At 52.6% G+C, this 16082-nt stretch carries 14 protein-coding genes and 3 tRNA genes; 9 read left to right on the plus strand and 8 right to left on the minus strand.

Features of this window, described 5'->3' with window-relative positions:
* Positions 1-65: 65 nt before the first annotated feature.
* Positions 66-1091, plus strand: a complete 1026-nt coding sequence (gene purR, locus LK04_RS10285; RefSeq protein WP_039335801.1) for an HTH-type transcriptional repressor PurR — start codon at positions 66-68, stop codon at positions 1089-1091.
* Here the strand turns inward: purR and punR are convergent.
* On the minus strand, positions 1088-1999 hold the full coding sequence (gene punR, locus LK04_RS10290) for a DNA-binding transcriptional activator PunR (RefSeq protein ID WP_039335799.1): 912 nt from the start codon (positions 1997-1999) through the stop codon (positions 1088-1090). The genes purR and punR overlap by 4 nt on opposite strands.
* A 108-nt stretch (positions 2000-2107) precedes the next feature.
* Between punR and punC the strand changes: the two genes are divergently transcribed.
* Together punC and cfa are read left to right on the plus strand one after the other, a co-directional pair.
* A complete protein-coding gene (gene punC, locus LK04_RS10295) occupies positions 2108-3310 on the plus strand; it encodes a purine nucleoside transporter PunC (RefSeq protein WP_039335797.1) in 1203 nt (400 codons plus the stop codon).
* A gap of 309 nt (positions 3311-3619) precedes the next feature.
* On the plus strand, positions 3620-4768 hold the full coding sequence (gene cfa, locus LK04_RS10300; protein WP_039335795.1) for a cyclopropane fatty acyl phospholipid synthase: 1149 nt from the start codon (positions 3620-3622) through the stop codon (positions 4766-4768).
* A 49-nt stretch (positions 4769-4817) separates the two neighbouring features.
* Here cfa and LK04_RS10305 read toward each other — a convergent pair whose 3' ends face one another.
* Complete coding sequence (locus LK04_RS10305) at positions 4818-5462, minus strand: riboflavin synthase (RefSeq protein WP_039335793.1); 645 nt, start codon at positions 5460-5462, stop codon at positions 4818-4820.
* Between the two features lie 198 nt (positions 5463-5660).
* On the opposite strand from LK04_RS10305, the gene LK04_RS10310 reads away from it, so the two are divergent.
* The 6 genes from LK04_RS10310 to LK04_RS10335 all read left to right on the plus strand — a co-directional run bounded on the left by LK04_RS10310 (position 5661) and on the right by LK04_RS10335 (position 9733).
* Positions 5661-7034: an MATE family efflux transporter gene (locus LK04_RS10310; protein WP_039335790.1), complete on the plus strand. Its 1374-nt coding sequence runs from the start codon at positions 5661-5663 to the stop codon at positions 7032-7034.
* 154 nt (positions 7035-7188) lie between these two features.
* Positions 7189-7265, plus strand: a tRNA-Val gene (locus LK04_RS10315).
* Between the two features lie 3 nt (positions 7266-7268).
* Positions 7269-7345: transfer RNA gene (locus LK04_RS10320), tRNA-Val, on the plus strand.
* 12 nt (positions 7346-7357) lie between these two features.
* Positions 7358-7434 (plus strand) — tRNA-Val (locus LK04_RS10325).
* Between the two features lie 344 nt (positions 7435-7778).
* The gene (pykF, locus tag LK04_RS10330; RefSeq protein WP_039335788.1) at positions 7779-9191 is read left to right on the plus strand and encodes a pyruvate kinase PykF; all 1413 of its coding nucleotides are present in this window, start codon (positions 7779-7781) and stop codon (positions 9189-9191) included.
* A gap of 305 nt (positions 9192-9496) precedes the next feature.
* Positions 9497-9733, plus strand: a complete 237-nt coding sequence (locus LK04_RS10335; protein WP_007374746.1) for a major outer membrane lipoprotein — start codon at positions 9497-9499, stop codon at positions 9731-9733.
* A 65-nt stretch (positions 9734-9798) separates the two neighbouring features.
* Here LK04_RS10335 and LK04_RS10340 read toward each other — a convergent pair whose 3' ends face one another.
* From LK04_RS10340 to sufB, 6 genes are all read right to left on the minus strand, one after another.
* On the minus strand, positions 9799-10827 hold the full coding sequence (locus tag LK04_RS10340) for a L,D-transpeptidase family protein (protein WP_039335786.1): 1029 nt from the start codon (positions 10825-10827) through the stop codon (positions 9799-9801).
* A gap of 61 nt (positions 10828-10888) precedes the next feature.
* Entirely contained in the window at positions 10889-11305 is a 417-nt protein-coding gene (sufE, locus tag LK04_RS10345) for a cysteine desulfuration protein SufE (RefSeq protein ID WP_039335784.1), read from the minus strand.
* 20 nt (positions 11306-11325) lie between these two features.
* Positions 11326-12549, minus strand: coding sequence for a cysteine desulfurase SufS (gene sufS / locus LK04_RS10350; protein ID WP_039335780.1), 1224 nt, complete (start codon positions 12547-12549; stop codon positions 11326-11328).
* Entirely contained in the window at positions 12546-13823 is a 1278-nt protein-coding gene (gene sufD, locus LK04_RS10355) for a Fe-S cluster assembly protein SufD (protein ID WP_039335778.1), read from the minus strand. The genes sufS and sufD overlap by 4 nt, the downstream gene beginning before the upstream one ends.
* Complete coding sequence (sufC, locus tag LK04_RS10360) at positions 13798-14544, minus strand: Fe-S cluster assembly ATPase SufC (protein ID WP_039335776.1); 747 nt, start codon at positions 14542-14544, stop codon at positions 13798-13800. The genes sufD and sufC overlap by 26 nt, the downstream gene beginning before the upstream one ends.
* A 39-nt stretch (positions 14545-14583) precedes the next feature.
* The gene (sufB, locus tag LK04_RS10365) at positions 14584-16077 is read right to left on the minus strand and encodes a Fe-S cluster assembly protein SufB (RefSeq protein ID WP_039335774.1); all 1494 of its coding nucleotides are present in this window, start codon (positions 16075-16077) and stop codon (positions 14584-14586) included.
* Positions 16078-16082: the final 5 nt, after the last annotated feature.

A 16082-nucleotide genomic window follows, 5' to 3' on the forward strand; every position in this document is an offset into this window, starting at 1 on the left:
GCAGACGCAAACGTTTAACAATATACTTATCAGTACGTTGCGATAAGCCGGGGAGTACCTTTTTCATGGCCACAATTAAAGATGTAGCAAAACGCGCGGGTGTCTCCACCACCACGGTTTCGCATGTCATCAACAAAACGCGTTTTGTCGCAGAAGAGACGCGTAACGCCGTTTGGGAAGCAATTAAAGAATTGCACTATTCCCCCAGCGCCGTTGCGCGCAGTTTGAAGGTCAATCACACCAAGACATTGGGATTGCTGGCGACTTCAAGTGAAGCTCCCTACTTTGCTGAGATCATTGAAGCGGTTGAGAATCACTGCTTCGAGCGCGGCTACACATTAATCCTTGGCAATGCGCACAACGACCTGCAAAAGCAGCGTGCTTATCTCTCGATGATGGCGCAGAAGCGCGTCGATGGTCTGTTGGTCATGTGCTCCGAATACCCAGATGACCTGCTGCAAATGCTGGAGGAGAATCGCAATATCCCGATGGTGGTGATGGACTGGGGTGCTTCGCGCGGTGACTTTACCGATACCGTGCAGGACAATGCTTTCCATGGCGGTTATTTGGCTGGGCGCTATTTGATCGAACGTGGTCACCGCGATATTGGCGCGATCCCGGGACAACTTGAACGCAACACGGGCGGTGGACGCCACGCTGGCTTCTTGCAGGCAATGAATGAAGCCGGGGTCACGGTGCGGCCAGAGTGGATTGTGCAGGGTGATTTTGAACCCGATTCAGGCTATCAGGCGATGCAACAAATCTTGAATCAGAAACAGCGTCCAACTGCCGTATTCTGTGGTGGCGATATCATGGCAATGGGTGCGATTTGCGCAGCCGATGAGATGGGCTTGCGCGTCCCGCAAGATATTTCCGTGATCGGGTACGATAACGTGCGCAACGCGCGCTTTTTCACACCAGCGCTCACCACCGTGCACCAACCGAAGGCTGAGTTGGGTGAGAAAGCGCTCGAAATGTTGCTGGATCGCATCACCAGCAAGCGTGAAGAGCCACAAACGATTGAGGTTCAACCGACCTTGATTGAGCGCCGCTCCGTTGCCGATGGCCCATTCCGCGACTATCGCCGCTAACCTCGCGTTTCGCTGAGCCATTCGTGGTTCAGCGTCTCTGCATCACCCAGATAAGCCAGAAGCCAATCCAACGCGGGTGATGCTCGCTGCTCTGACCAACTGACACAGCAAGGGCTGTCAGGAAACGGCTGCGGCAGTGGCAATTCCACCAGCGTGCCTTGATCCAACAGTGGCCGCGCTAAATGCCCTGGCACCATGCCGACACACAATCCCGCCTGCAAACAATCCATTCCGGTTTCCCACTCCGGCACCACCAAACGCCGCTGATTGTCCAGGGTCCAGGTCATACGTCTGGGTAATGCGCGAGACGTATCTTCCAGCACCAGCGATGGCCAGGCACGCAATATTTCATCATTTAATTCTGTATTGTTGACCAACGGATGATCGGGACTGACAACGCAACGCCAGTTTAAGGCCCCCATATCCTGAAAGGCGAAACGCCCGCCAACCGGAACCGCCTGCGTTGCGCCAATAGCGACATCAACACGCCCGTCGGCCAGCGCATCCCAGACACCGTTGAACACTTCGTAGCTGATAATCAGCTCCATATCCGGGAAATGACGGTAAAAATCTTTCACCAGTTGTCGGGTGCGCTGGGGTTTGACGATGCAGTCCACCGCGATGCTCAACTGTCCGCGCCAGCCGTTCGCCAACTGTTGGCACTGCCTGCGCGTTGCAAGCATTTTTTTGATAACAGATCGCCCTTCACGGACAAAGTGCTCTCCAGCTGGTGTTAAGACGACTTCACGATGCTGGCGTTCAAACAACGGAACCGCTAACCAGGTTTCCAGCTGCCTGACGGTATAGCTGACGGCAGAAGGCACACGATGCAACTCTTGCGCTGCCGCGCTGAAACTGCCGCTGCGCGCCACCGCATCTACTACTTCCAGTGCATACTCAGACCACATGTATTTGCCTTCAAAATTTTTAACAGCAGGTTGCAAATATTAGCGTTTCACAAACCGCAACGCACTCTTTTACACTCCCCGGCGTTCAATCTGCCAATGAGAATCACTATGTTGTCTTCAAAAGGATTTCTGCCCTACCTTGCCTTGCTGAGTATGCTCGGCTTTCTCGCCACGGATATGTATCTGCCCGCTTTTGGTGACATGCAACGCGATTTTGCCACGGCTCCGGGTACGATCAGCGCCAGCCTTAGCCTGTTTCTCGGTGGATTTGCCTGTGCGCAGGTGTTTTGGGGCCCCTTGTCGGATCGCTTTGGTCGTAAACCGATTCTGTTGGCAGGATTGACGCTTTTCGCCTTGGGCTGCCTTGGCATGTTGTGGGTAACAGACGTCAACCTGATGCTGGCATTGCGTTTCGTACAGGCTGTGGGCGTCTGTGCGGCGGCCGTGAGCTGGCAGGCACTGGTGGTGGATCGCTACCCGAAAGCACAAGCCAACAAAGTGTTTGCCACCATCATGCCTCTGGTCGCGCTTTCGCCAGCTTTAGCCCCATTGCTGGGTGCCTGGCTAATGGGACACTTCCATTGGCGCAGTATTTTTATCGCGCTCACAGCGATCACCGTTTTGCTGCTCATTGGCACCCTGCAACTGACTGCCCGCAAAAAGGGTCAGGCTGCAAAGGTTGCGCAACCTGGCTGGCTCACGCTGCTGAAGACCCGCGTATACAGTGGCAACGTGCTGATTTACTCAGCCTGTTCTGCCAGTTTTTTCGCGTGGCTAACCGGTTCACCTTTTATTCTCGCCTCAGCAGGGTTAACACCCGCAGACATTGGCTTGAGCTATATCCCACAGACCATTGCTTTTCTGATTGGTGGCTTCGGCTGCCGCGCGCTGCTCAATCGTTATCAGGGTGCGCAGCTTCTTCCATGGCTGCTGGTGGTTTATAGCCTGAGCATCCTCAGTCTGTTTGTGGTCGCCATGCTGCCTGCGCCATCATTGGTGGCATTATTGTTGCCTTTCTGCGGCATGGCACTGGCGAATGGCGCGATTTACCCGATAGTGGTTGCCAGTGCTTTGGCCCCCTTCCCTCAGGCCACAGGTAAAGCGGCGGGTTTACAGAACCTGTTTCAACTCGGCCTGTGCTTTATTGCCAGCCTGCTGGTATCCGCCGGATTAGCACAAGCGCTGCACAATACGACCCTGGTGATGGTGGCGACGGTCGTGCTGGCATGGGCTGGCTTTATCTGGCAGCGTTCGCCTTGCGCACAAAGTGATGTTGCTCACAACTCTCGTCCCTGCGAAGATAATCACTAACGAAATAACTTTCGTTAGCATACTAACGATAACTCGTTGAATATTGCCCCACGTGAGCATATACTCGGTGGGTCAGCATTTCCGTAACAAATCAATAACATAATTGTATTAATTTTAAGCGACTCTGTCGCTGGGATGGCGTCTGCACGATCTTCCTCTCCTGATTTGTGCCAGACATTTCTATTCAGATTCATACCTCTGTAAAACGTCGGCTATGTGGCGCACGGATTTTCCGTGAGTTCTCTCACAGGCCTGGGGAAATTGACTATTATTTCCTCAGGTTCAAATCGGAAAGGTGATGGAGAAGCTATGAGTTCATCGTGTATAGAAGAAGTGAGCCTTGAAGAAAACCACTGGTTTCGTATCGTCAGCGAATTACTGGAACGCGCTGATGTTACCATCAATGGCACACGCCCCTGGGATATTCAGGTTAAGCACCCTGATTTTTTCAAACGTGTTTTGCAAGAAGGATCGTTGGGTTTAGGTGAGAGTTATATGGACGGCTGGTGGGATTGCGAACAGCTGGATGTATTTTTCCATCGCGTACTGAAACAACATCTGGACAAACAACTGCCTCACCATTTCAAGGATACGTTGCGCATTGCTGCCGCGCGATTGACCAATTTACAGTCGAAAAAACGCGCATGGATTGTTGGTAAAGAACATTACGATCTGGGCAATGACCTTTTTTCGCTGATGCTCGATCCTTTCATGCAATATTCCTGCGGTTACTGGAAAGATGCGGAGACGCTTGAACAGGCGCAATACGCCAAATTAGATATGATTTGCCGCAAATTGCAGCTCGAACCGGGTATGACACTACTGGATATCGGTTGCGGATGGGGTGGACTGGCGGAGTTTGCCGCGCGTCACTATGGCGTGAAAGTTCATGGCGTCACCATTTCCGCTGAGCAGCAGAAACTGGCCCAGCAGCGCTGTGAAGGCCTGGATGTCACCATTCTGTTGCAAGACTACCGCGATTTGAATCTGCAATTTGACCGTATTGTTTCTGTTGGGATGTTCGAGCACGTGGGGCCGAAAAACTATGCCACTTATTTTGACGTCGCTGATCGCAACCTCAAACCAGACGGCATATTTTTACTGCATACCATTGGTGCCATCACCACGGATATGAATGTCGATCCGTGGATTGATAAATACATTTTCCCGAATGGCTGCCTGCCTTCTGTGCGTCAAATTGCTGATGCCAGCGAGAAACATTTTATTATGGAAGACTGGCACAACTTTGGCGCTGACTATGACACCACGTTAATGGCCTGGTATGAACGTTTCCAGGCGGCCTGGCCGCAGCTGTCAGAGAAGTACGGCGACCGTTTCAAACGCATGTTCAGCTACTATCTCAACGCCTGCGCGGGTGCTTTCCGTGCGCGTGATATTCAGCTGTGGCAGGTGGTATTCAGTCGCGGGAAGGATGGCGGTTTGCGTGTAGCACGTTGATTGTGCGTGAAGCAAAAAACAAAGGCGCCGCGGGCGCCTTTTTTCTCTCTTATTCCGCGTCGTCGAGGTGAGCTAACGCTGCTGCTTCACGTTGCGCCAATACGCGCTCAACGGTTTCGACAATCGCCTGCGTGTGCGGGTCGATCTCAATGTTGACCTTATGCCCCAGCTTTTTGGCTCCCAACGTGGTGCGTTCCAGCGTTTCCGGAATCAGGTGCACGCAGAATTTGCTTTTCGTCACATCCCCAACCGTAAGGCTGATGCCGTCGATGCCCACAAAGCCTTTATGCAGGATATATTTCATTTGCGACGCATCCTGCAATTTAAACCACACTTCACGGTTGTTTTCTGACTGGATAATTTTGCAAATTTCAGCCGTGGTCATAATATGGCCGGACATTAAGTGACCGCCAATTTCATCGCTGAACTTCGCCGCACGCTCAATATTCACGACATCGCCAACCTGTAATTCACCCAGGTTAGTAATGCGCAATGTCTCTTTGATCAAATCGAAACTGACGCGATCGCCCTCAATCGCCGTCACGGTCAGGCAGCAACCGTTATGCGCAACCGATGCGCCCAGTGCCAGACCGGGCAACAACTCTTCCGGCAAACGCACAATATGGGTACGAAACAACTCTTTTTCTTCAACGGCGATAATTTCGGCCGTGCCCTGCACAATCCCAGTAAACATAATCTCAGCCTTGGTGAAGTTTGCCGTAGTTTATCACAGCTTGGCCTGCGGCGTTTAATTTGCCGGAGTTCAAACTTTACACAAATAACTTAACAAAATGCGATCAAAGTTTGGTGGAACAGAGTGCTCCCGTTACACTATGCCGCGCATTCTCTGGGGATTTCACCCCACTCTCTTGATAATTTAAGCAGGTGTTACGTGCAGAAGTATTTAACAGAAGCGCGTCAATTGCTGGCCCTCGCGATCCCGGTCATCCTTGCTCAGGTGGCTCAGACAGCGATGGGTTTTGTGGATACCATTATGGCCGGTGCGGTAAGCGCCACGGATATGGCCGCCGTTGCTGTCGGCACCTCTATCTGGCTTCCCGCCATTCTGTTTGGTCATGGTCTTCTACTGGCTTTGACGCCAACCGTTGCGCAACTCAACGGTTCAGGGCGACGTGAACGCATCGCAGAACAGGTACGCCAGGGGTATTGGTTAGCCCTGGCCGTGGCGTTGCTGATCATGATTGTGCTGTGGAACGCGGGTTATCTCATCCATGCGATGCATGATATCGATCCGCAACTGGCAGCTAAAGCAGAGGGGTATCTGCACGCCTTATTGTGGGGCGCGCCTGGCTATCTCTTCTTCCAGGTCGCTCGCAACCAATGTGAAGGTTTGTCAAAAACCAAACCGGCGATGTTACTCGGTTTTCTGGGCCTGATGGTGAACATCCCGCTGAACTATGTCTTCATTTATGGCCATTTTGGCATGCCCGCGCTCGGCGGTGTCGGTTGCGGCGTAGCAACAGCCTCGGTGTATTGGGTGATGTTCATTGTGATGCGCTTCTGGGTGAAACGCATGGCCAGCATGCGCGATATTCGCATGAACACACGTTGGTCCGCGCCTTCAAAAGCCGTGCTATCGCGTCTGTTCACGTTAGGTTTACCTGTGGCGTTGGCGCTGTTCTTCGAAGTGACCCTGTTCGCCGTTGTGGCGTTGCTGGTTTCGCCGTTAGGCATTGTTAAAGTTGCGGGGCACCAAATAGCGCTGAACTTCAGTTCGCTGATGTTTGTGTTGCCACTATCACTCGGCGTGGCAACCACCATCCGTGTCGGTTACCGTTTGGGGCAAGGCTCCGCAGATCAAGCACGTGTGGCGGCGTGGACCGGACAAGGTGTGGGGATCAGCATGGCCGCGATCACGGCGATCTTCACCGTGACATTCAGAGCAGATATTGCGGCGCTTTACACCGCGAATCCTGAAGTGATTACGCTCGCAGCCCAGTTAATGCTGCTGGCCGCGATATACCAGTTCTCCGACTCTATTCAGGTGATCGGTAGCGGGATTCTGCGTGGCTATAAAGATACGCGGTCGATCTTCTTCATTACCTTTATTGCCTATTGGGTGCTGGGATTACCCGTCGGCTACATTCTGGCGTTGACGGACTGGGTCGTACCTAAACTGGGTCCGGCTGGATTCTGGTGTGGATTCATTGTTGGCCTGACATCCGCCGCCATCATGATGATCTGGCGAATTCGACGTTTGCAGCGCCTGCCTGCACAGGTCATTTTGGCACGTGCAGCGCGCTAAGTGGCTGAAGGGGCCGTTATTTGGCCCCTTCTCGCTTAAAAAAACAGCGGGTCGCACAGATGCTGGTCAGTCGTCATGGAAATTCATTTTTTCCCTTGCCAGCATCGCGGCCTGCCGTTAATATTCGTCCCCGCTGTCGCCCTGACAGCATGTTGCGCTCTTAGCTCAGTTGGTTAGAGCACCACCTTGACATGGTGGGGGTCGATGGTTCGAGTCCATTAGAGCGCACCAAGTGCGTCCGTAGCTCAGTTGGTTAGAGCACCACCTTGACATGGTGGGGGTCGGTGGTTCGAGTCCACTCGGACGCACCAAATTTCTGCAATGCGCTCTTAGCTCAGTTGGTTAGAGCACCACCTTGACATGGTGGGGGTCGATGGTTCGAGTCCATTAGAGCGCACCACTTTTCGTATTCTCTCTCTTTGCGCAACACCCCTTTCCTTGATCTGAATCGTTTTCTCTCTTAGCTTTTATATTGGTTTTCGCATACTTAGCGACTATACTATGCCGCGTTGTCCACCTGAAAGGTTTCAGCGCTAACGTGCCTATGCAAACAACTCAAATGATTTGCGCAACACTGCCTAACCAGTTCCCTCGCGTACTGCATAACTTCTCTGCACGGCTGGCCTTCGTCACCTATTCTTACTTCTGTACGATCCGAACCAACACCATACTCATTTTCACTTCGCTGCCTTGCGCTGCGAATCCCGACCTTTATCATCCATCACAACTTACAGAAAACCTGACATGAAAAAGACCAAGATTGTTTGTACTATCGGTCCGAAAACCGAATCTGAAGAGATGCTGACTCAACTGCTGGAAGCAGGCATGAACGTCATGCGCCTGAACTTCTCTCACGGTGATTATGCCGAACATGGCCAGCGTATTACCAATATGCGCGCCGTCATGGAAAAAACCGGTCGTCAGGCCGCGATTCTGCTGGACACCAAAGGCCCTGAAATCCGTACCATGAAACTGGACGGTGGCAATGACGTTTCATTAAAGGCTGGCCAGACCTTCACCTTCACCACTGACCAGTCAGTGATTGGCAACAACGAACGTGTTGCTGTGACCTACTCTGGCTTCACTGAAGACTTGAAAATCGGCAATACCGTTCTGGTTGATGACGGCCTGATCGGGATGCAAGTGACTGAAGTCACTGAAAACACCGTAGTTTGCACCGTATTGAACAACGGCGATCTGGGTGAGAACAAAGGCGTTAACCTGCCAGGTGTCTCCATTCAGCTGCCCGCTCTGGCGGAAAAAGATAAGCGTGACCTGATTTTCGGTTGCGAACAGAACGTCGATTTTGTTGCTGCTTCCTTTATCCGTAAGCGTTCAGATGTCCTGGAGATCCGTGAGCACCTGAAAGCACACGGTGGCGAACACATTCAGATCATCTCTAAGATCGAGAACCAGGAAGGTCTGAATAACTTCGACGAAATTCTCGAAGCTTCTGACGGCATCATGGTGGCTCGTGGCGATCTGGGTGTTGAAATCCCGGTTGAAGAAGTGATCTTCGCTCAGAAGATGATGATCAAGAAGTGTAACAAAGCACGCAAAGTGGTGATTACCGCTACGCAGATGCTGGACTCCATGATCAAAAACCCGCGCCCTACCCGTGCGGAAGCCGGTGATGTGGCCAACGCCATCCTGGATGGCACCGATGCTGTCATGTTGTCTGGCGAAAGTGCTAAAGGTAAGTATCCACTCGAATCTGTCACCATCATGGCAACCATCTGTGAGCGTACCGATCGCGTGATGAAATCACGTATCGATGAGCTGCTGGAGTCCCGCAAACTGCGTATCACTGAAGCCGTTTGTCGCGGTGCTGTTGAGACCGCAGAGAAACTGGAAGCGCCAGTGATTGTGGTGGCAACCGAAGGCGGTAAATCAGCCAAGGCTGTGCGTAAATATTTCCCATACGCCACCATTCTGGCACTGACTACCAATCCTACCACCGCGCGCCAGTTGATTCTGAGCAAAGGTATTGAAACGCGCCTGGTCACTGAAATTGCCTCGACTGACGATTTCTACCGCATTGGTAAAGAACTGGCGTTGGACAGCAGCTACGCACAAAAAGGTGATGTCGTGGTGATGGTTTCTGGCGCACTGGTGCCAAGTGGCACCACCAACACCGCTTCGGTGCACATACTCTGATTTTTGGTTGAAGTTTTATTTAAAAGCGCCTTTTTAAGGCGCTTTTTTTAATCTTGCGCTAATACAAAAACCAGAATTTTCCAATCGAAAATAACTATTCAATATCCCGCACAATTAAGGTTAGTCCGATTAAATCTCTCTGTTTTAGCTAAATATTTTCATCATCTTCTGCGAAACGCTGCTTCTTTGAGCGAACGATCAAATTTAAGCATGTTCTCATCAAAAATTTATTCTCAACTCAAAAAGCTTTGTGTAATACTTGTAACGCTACATGGAGATTAACTCAATTCTAGAGGGTATTAATAATGAATCGTACTAAACTGGTACTGGGCGCGGTAATTCTGGGTTCAACTCTGCTGGCTGGTTGCTCAAGCAACGCTAAAATCGACCAGCTGTCTTCAGACGTTCAGACTCTGAACGCTAAAGTTGACCAGCTGAGCAACGACGTGAACGCAATCCGTTCTGACGTTCAGGCTGCTAAAGATGACGCAGCTCGCGCTAACCAGCGTCTGGACAACCAGGCTCACTCTTACCGTAAGTAAGAGTTCTGGTTTGAAAAATGGTGCCCATGTGGCACCATTTTTTTTGTCCTGATTTTGGCCCTGCGTTAAGGCGTTGTCTTAGCCTCTCCCAGTGCCTCGGTGATGGTGGCTTGTTCCCCCTTCTGCTGCGTTTGCAGCACTGCAGGTAACGCCGTGTCCTGTGTGACTGGCTCGCCACTGCTTACCAACACCGGCATGCCAGAACGGCGTGCAATCGCCTCTTTCATCAATGCCGTGTCACTGTGCTGGCTATTGAGGAAAGCCTTCATCTTCGCCGTCAGCGCAATTGGCATGGTTTGCGGATCATCCTTCTCATTACGTGACAGTGGCTGATGCACTTCGACGTAACGCTTACCATCCGGCTCCACGGCCACCTTAATCGGCTCATTGATGATTTGTACGCGGGTTCCCTTCGGCACGCTGTTAAACAGCGCTTCGATATCATCCGGACGTAAACGAATGCAGCCAGAGCTGACACGCATGCCAATGCCGAAGTCAGCGTTGGTGCCATGAATCAGATACTGCCCGGTTCCTCGCGCCAGACGCATGGCAAACAGCCCCATTGGGTTATCAGGCCCTGCAGGCACCACACCCGGTAGAGTAATGCCCTCTTTGGCGTAGCGTTTGCGGATATTGACGGTAGGAGTCCAGGTCGGGTTGGGGATCTTCTGGCTGATAGTAGTGACCATATTGGGTGTCGCTGCACCCAACTGACCGATACCGATCGGATAGACCACCACGCGATTTTCGCCTTTCGGATAGTAATACAATCTCAGTTCCGCAAGGTTAACAACGATACCTTCCCGTGGCGCATCCGGTAGCAGCATCTGCAGCGGCACCGTTAATTGGGTACCGGCCTTCGGCAACCAGGGATCAACGCCAGGGTTGGCCTCTAACATGCCGAGCATACCAATCTTATAATGCGCAGCAATGCTCTCTAAGGGCCGTTTGTCGTCCGGCACGGTGGTCAGGGTATTCTCGCCAATTAAACGGCTGTTATCGGCTGGCAGGGGATATTCCGTAGCAAATGCAGGTGCAGAAAGCCCGAAGCAGGACAACAGCAATGCACCGGCTAAACGTAACGCTGGTTTCATGCAATTTTCTCTTTGTCGGATGGAACAGACCCCGGTCATGCCGGGGTCTGGGGAGTGTAACTTAGCTGAGGCTTTGTGCGTTATGACGGATCGCGCGAATCATCGCTTCCAGTCCCTGCGAACGCGTAGGAGTGAGGTGTTGAGTCAGTGCTAATTCGCCAAACCAGTGACGAACATCGAGGTCGAGAATTTCCTGTGATTTCAGCCCTTGATATAGACTAAACACCACTGCAATCAAACCCTTAACAATAGCGGCATCACTGTCACCTTCAAAGGCGATGGTGCCATCTGCCTGGGGGGTCATGCGGATCCAAACCTGGCTCTGGCAACCTGAAATCACGTACTTAGGTTGCTGCAAGCTTTCAGAGGATTCTGGTAATTTCGCCCCAAGCTCAATGATGTAAAGGTACTTCTCTTCCCAGTTTGCGCAACGATTAAAATTGCGCACCAGTTTCTCTTTATCTGGCAAATTCGCCATGGATTACTCCTGAAATCTGCTCAACCGCCCAGCAGACGATGAATACGGGTCAAACCTGCCGCCAGGCGATCGGCCTCTTCTTCACTGTTGTACAGGGCGAAGGAGGCGCGACACATGGCTGGCACCGCAAAATGACGCATCAGCGGCATCGCACAGTGATGGCCGGTACGGATGGCAATACCGTATTGATCAAGGAAACTTCCTACGTCAAACGCGTGGTGTTTGCCGAGGTTAAAAGCAACGACACCGCTACGCTGCGCGGGACCGTAAATCACCAGATCAGGCACCGAGGCCAGTTTATCCAGTGCGTAACGCATCAGCGCGCTTTCACGCTCATTGATCGCTTCCAAACCCAGTTCGCTGATCCAGCTCAACGCGGCACCCAGTCCGATAATGCCACCAGTATTAGGTGTACCCGCTTCAAAACGCCATGGCGTGCTGTTCCAGGTGGTGCCAGTTGGCAGCATAACCTGATCGATCATTGAACCGCCGCCTTCCCACGGCGGCATGATTTCCTGCAGCGCTTTACGCGCATACAGTACACCGATACCGGTCGGACCATAGATTTTATGGCCGGAGAAGGCGTAGAAATCGCAGTCAATATCTTGCACATCCACCGCGTGGTGCATCACGGCTTGCGCGCCGTCCACCAGCGTCACCACGCCTGCGGCTTTCGCCTGCGCAACAATGGCTTTGACCGGGTTCACCGTGCCGAGCACGTTGGAAACGTGCGTCACCGCCAGCAAACGGGTGCGGCTATCAATCAGACCACCCAGTTGCTCCAGAGCCAATTCGCCTTGTGCATTCAGTGGCAACACGCGAATTTCAGCACCGGTGCGTTGCGCCACCATCTGCCAAGGCACGATGTTGGCGTGATGCTCCATCTCGGTGATGATGATGTTATCACCGGGCTGCAACTGACTGCCGCCCCAGCTGTTGGCGACCAGATTGATGCCTTCAGTGGTGCCTTTAACGAAGATGATCTCTTCCGGCGAGGCCGCATTAAGAAAGCGCGCAGCCTGGGTGCGCACGTTTTCCATGTCGGTAGTGGCTTGGGCACTCAGCGAGTGAATACCACGATGCACGGCGGCGTAGCCGTGCTGGTAGAAATAACTTTCCGCATTGATAACCGCGAGCGGGCGCTGAGCGCTGGCCGCGCTATCAAGGTAGGCCAGCGGATGTCCGTTGACCTCACGTTTCAGAATCGGAAATTCCGCTCTGATTCGTTCGAGATCGAAACTCATAACTCAACTCCGGGGAAACGCGCCGTAATGCGTTGCAGTACCACCTGACGCAGTGACTCTTCTTCCAGGATCTCGGTCAATTCGGCCGCGAACGCATGGATGATCATCTGCTGTGCCGCTTCTTCGGTGATACCGCGCGAACGCAGATAGAACATCTGCTCGTCATCGATACGACCAATAGTCGCGCCGTGGCTGCACTTCACGTCATCAGCATAGATTTCCAGCTGTGGCTTGGTGTCAACTTCCGCCAGGCGACCAAGCAACAGGTTGTTGTTGGTCATCTGCCCGTCAGTTTTCAGCGCATGCTGTGCCACTTTAATGTGACCATTGAAGATGGAACGGCCTTTGTCACGCGAAATGGTTTTGTGCAGCTGACGACTCAGGCAGTGGCCTTTGTTGTGCTCCAGATAGCTACGGGTATCCGCCACTTCTGAATTGATCGGCAAGATCAGGCTGTTCAGTGCCAGCTCAGTATTTTCACCATTGAGCTGCACGCTGGTGTTGTGACGTGACAAGCCCGCACCCAGCAGAAAACTGGTACTGCTGACCTGCGCATCACTACCAATCACAATGTCATTGTGCGCAAAGTGGTAGCTGCTGCTCTCTTCAAAGGCCAGCTTAATGTGCTTCAGCTTGGCATTGTCTGCGACAGCAAAAGTAAAACGCGCGCCGGTAAAGTGCGAGGCACCGTTAAGCGTGACGTAGTGCTCAATCACCTCAGCTTCAGCACTCTGCTCCAGCTCAAGGTGATGACGGTGATGCACCGTGTTTAGCGCATCGGCCTTGCCGCTGGTGATGTGCAGCAAGTAGAGCGGGCGAGCTGCTGATTTGCCGCGCGCCAGACGAATAGAGGTGACCTCTTCCGCCAGGCTTTCAGTCAGATGCAGAAACACTTCAGGCTGCACGGCGGCTGGCAACGGACGGCGCTCAGCCGCGCGGCTGTGCTGCACCTCAAACAATTCGGTGTCGCGCGCGCTCAGCTCGGGCTGGAAACGGCCATCAACAAACACCAGACGAACAGCGTCCAGCGGCAGAGCCAATTCGGCCACCTGCTCGGCAGACACCGCCTGTTCTTCGGGTAACACGAACTGATTGGCCAGCAGACCATCCAGCGCGGTGTATTTCCAGTTCTCGTGCTTGCGAGTTGGCAAGCCAAGACGCATCAGTTGCTGCCAGTGCTGCTGTGCCTGCAATGAGCGCGCTTCACCGCGCGATTCAAACAGGTGGTGCCACTGTTGCAGCGCATTATCACTCTTCGTCGGTAAGCCAGCCATAGCCTTGCTCCTCCAACTGCTTAACCAGCGTGAAGTCGCCAGATTTCACGATCTTGCCCTGATACAGCACGTGTACGTGGTCAGGCTTGATGTAATCCAGGATGCGCTGATAGTGAGTCACGATGATGAATGAACGCTTACCGTCACGCAGGCTGTTAACGCCTTCAGCGACAATTTTCAGTGCATCAATGTCCAGACCGGAGTCGGTTTCATCCAGAATGCACAGTTCAGGTTCCAGCGCTGCCATCTGCAAGATGTCATTACGCTTCTTTTCACCACCGGAGAAGCCGACGTTTACTGAACGAGTCAGCAAATCTTCTGGCATCTTCAGCAGTTTGATTTTGTCTTCGATGAAGTCCTGGAAGTCGAAACGATCCAGTTCTTCTTGCTCACGGTATTTGCGCACCGCATTGACAGAAGTCTGCAAGAAGAATTGGTTACTGACACCCGGGATCTCTACCGGGTACTGGAACGCCATGAAGATACCTTCACCCGCGCGCTCTTCCGGCTCCAGCTCCAGCAAATCTTTGCCTTTGAAACTGACAGAACCGCCGGTAACTTCGTAATCTTCACGACCAGCCAGTGTTGCCGACAGGGTACTTTTACCCGAACCGTTAGGTCCCATAATGGCGTGCACTTCACCCGGTTTTACTTCAAGGTTCAGTCCGCGCAGAATTTCTTTGTCTTCAACACTAACCTGTAAATCTTTAATGCTTAACATACTCTTTCCTTCACATTGCTTCCGGCAACGCGTGTGGCATCAGCCCACACTGTGCTCAAGGCTGATAGCCAACAGTTTTTGCGCTTCCACAGCAAATTCCAGTGGCAGCTCGGAGAAAACGTCTTTACAGAAGCCGTTAACGATCATGGAGATCGCATCTTCTTCGCTAATGCCACGCTGCAGACAGTAGAACATCTGATCTTCACCAATACGTGACGTGGTGGCTTCATGTTCCAGCTGTGCGGTGTTGTTGCGCGTTTCCACATACGGGAAGGTGTGCGCACCGCAGTCCGGGCCAATCAGCATGGAGTCACACTGGGTGAAGTTACGCGCGTTAGTCGCGGTTGGCATGATTTTCACCAGGCCACGATAGGTGTTTTCGCTCTTACCGGCGGAGATCCCTTTCGAGATGATGGTCGACTTGGTGTTTTTACCAATGTGGATCATCTTGGTGCCGGTATCCGCCTGCTGGCGACCGCTGGTCAGTGCCACAGAGTAGAACTCGCCCACAGAATAATCACCGCGCAGGATGCAGCTCGGGTATTTCCAGGTGATGGCAGAGCCGGTCTCAGACTGAGTCCAGGACATTTTGCTGTGATCGCCTTCGCACAGGGCGCGCTTGGTCACGAAGTTGAGGATACCGCCCTCGCCTTCACCACCAGGGAACCAGTTCTGAACGGTGGAGTACTTCACTTCCGCATTTTTATGAATGATGACTTCAACCACTGCGGCGTGCAGCTGGTAGGTATCACGCACCGGCGCGGAGCAACCTTCGATGTAGCTCACATAGCTGTCTTCGTCGGCAATCAGAATCGTACGTTCAAACTGTCCGGTTTTGGCGGCGTTGATACGGAAGTAGGTTGACAACTCCATCGGGCAGCGCACGCCTTTCGGGATGTAAACGAAGGTTCCGTCAGAAGCCACCGCTGAGTTCAGCGCCGCGAAGAAGTTATCGTTAGGCGGAACCACTGTGCCGAGGTATTTCTGCACCAGCTCTGGATGATCATGAATGGCTTCACCGAAAGAGCAGAAAATAATGCCCTGCTCAGCCAGTTTGTCACGATAGGTGGTGGAAACGGATACGGAGTCGAAAATGGCGTCAACCGCCACTTCACGCCCTTCACGTACCGGAACGCCCAACTGGTTGAACGCGTCTTCCACTTCTTTGGTCAGGTAGTCGCTTGACGCTACGCTGCCAGAAGTCTGGGTCGCACCCGGTTCAGAGGCACAGCTGTCATCACAATTGCCGCAGGACGGCGCAGAGTAATAGCTGTAATCCTGATAATCGAGTTTGGTGTAGTTCGCTTTCAGCCAGTGCGGCTCTTCCATCTCTAACCAGGCGCGGAACGCCTTGAGACGGAATTCCAGCATCCACTCAGGTTCGTTACGTTTGGCCGAAATAGCGCGCACAACATCTTCGTTAATGCCGTGAGCCATTTCGTCGGTTTGCAACTGGGTAAAGAAGCCTTCTTTGTAGTTCAGGCTACCTTCCCACATTTGTACATCGTCAGATGCTTCGCTGTGTCGTGACATATTTC

This window comes from Pantoea vagans, assembly GCF_001506165.1.
In the GTDB taxonomy this organism is placed as follows: Bacteria; Pseudomonadota; Gammaproteobacteria; order Enterobacterales; family Enterobacteriaceae; genus Pantoea; species Pantoea vagans_C.

Excerpts from the sequence above, each read along its gene's own strand:
- purR (WP_039335801.1), top strand. The coding sequence starts at position 66 with ATGGCCACAATTAAAGATGTAGCAAAACGCGCGGGTGTCTCCACCACC.
- punR (WP_039335799.1), bottom strand. The coding sequence starts at position 1,999 with ATGTGGTCTGAGTATGCACTGGAAGTAGTAGATGCGGTGGCGCGCAGC.
- punC (WP_039335797.1), top strand. The coding sequence starts at position 2,108 with ATGTTGTCTTCAAAAGGATTTCTGCCCTACCTTGCCTTGCTGAGTATG.
- cfa (WP_039335795.1), top strand. The coding sequence starts at position 3,620 with ATGAGTTCATCGTGTATAGAAGAAGTGAGCCTTGAAGAAAACCACTGG.
- LK04_RS10305 (WP_039335793.1), bottom strand. The coding sequence starts at position 5,462 with ATGTTTACTGGGATTGTGCAGGGCACGGCCGAAATTATCGCCGTTGAA.
- pykF (WP_039335788.1), top strand. The coding sequence starts at position 7,779 with ATGAAAAAGACCAAGATTGTTTGTACTATCGGTCCGAAAACCGAATCT.
- LK04_RS10335 (WP_007374746.1), top strand. The coding sequence starts at position 9,497 with ATGAATCGTACTAAACTGGTACTGGGCGCGGTAATTCTGGGTTCAACT.
- LK04_RS10340 (WP_039335786.1), bottom strand. The coding sequence starts at position 10,827 with ATGAAACCAGCGTTACGTTTAGCCGGTGCATTGCTGTTGTCCTGCTTC.
- sufE (WP_039335784.1), bottom strand. The coding sequence starts at position 11,305 with ATGGCGAATTTGCCAGATAAAGAGAAACTGGTGCGCAATTTTAATCGT.
- sufS (WP_039335780.1), bottom strand. The coding sequence starts at position 12,549 with ATGAGTTTCGATCTCGAACGAATCAGAGCGGAATTTCCGATTCTGAAA.
- sufD (WP_039335778.1), bottom strand. The coding sequence starts at position 13,823 with ATGGCTGGCTTACCGACGAAGAGTGATAATGCGCTGCAACAGTGGCAC.
- sufC (WP_039335776.1), bottom strand. The coding sequence starts at position 14,544 with ATGTTAAGCATTAAAGATTTACAGGTTAGTGTTGAAGACAAAGAAATT.
- sufB (WP_039335774.1), bottom strand. The coding sequence starts at position 16,077 with ATGTCACGACACAGCGAAGCATCTGACGATGTACAAATGTGGGAAGGT.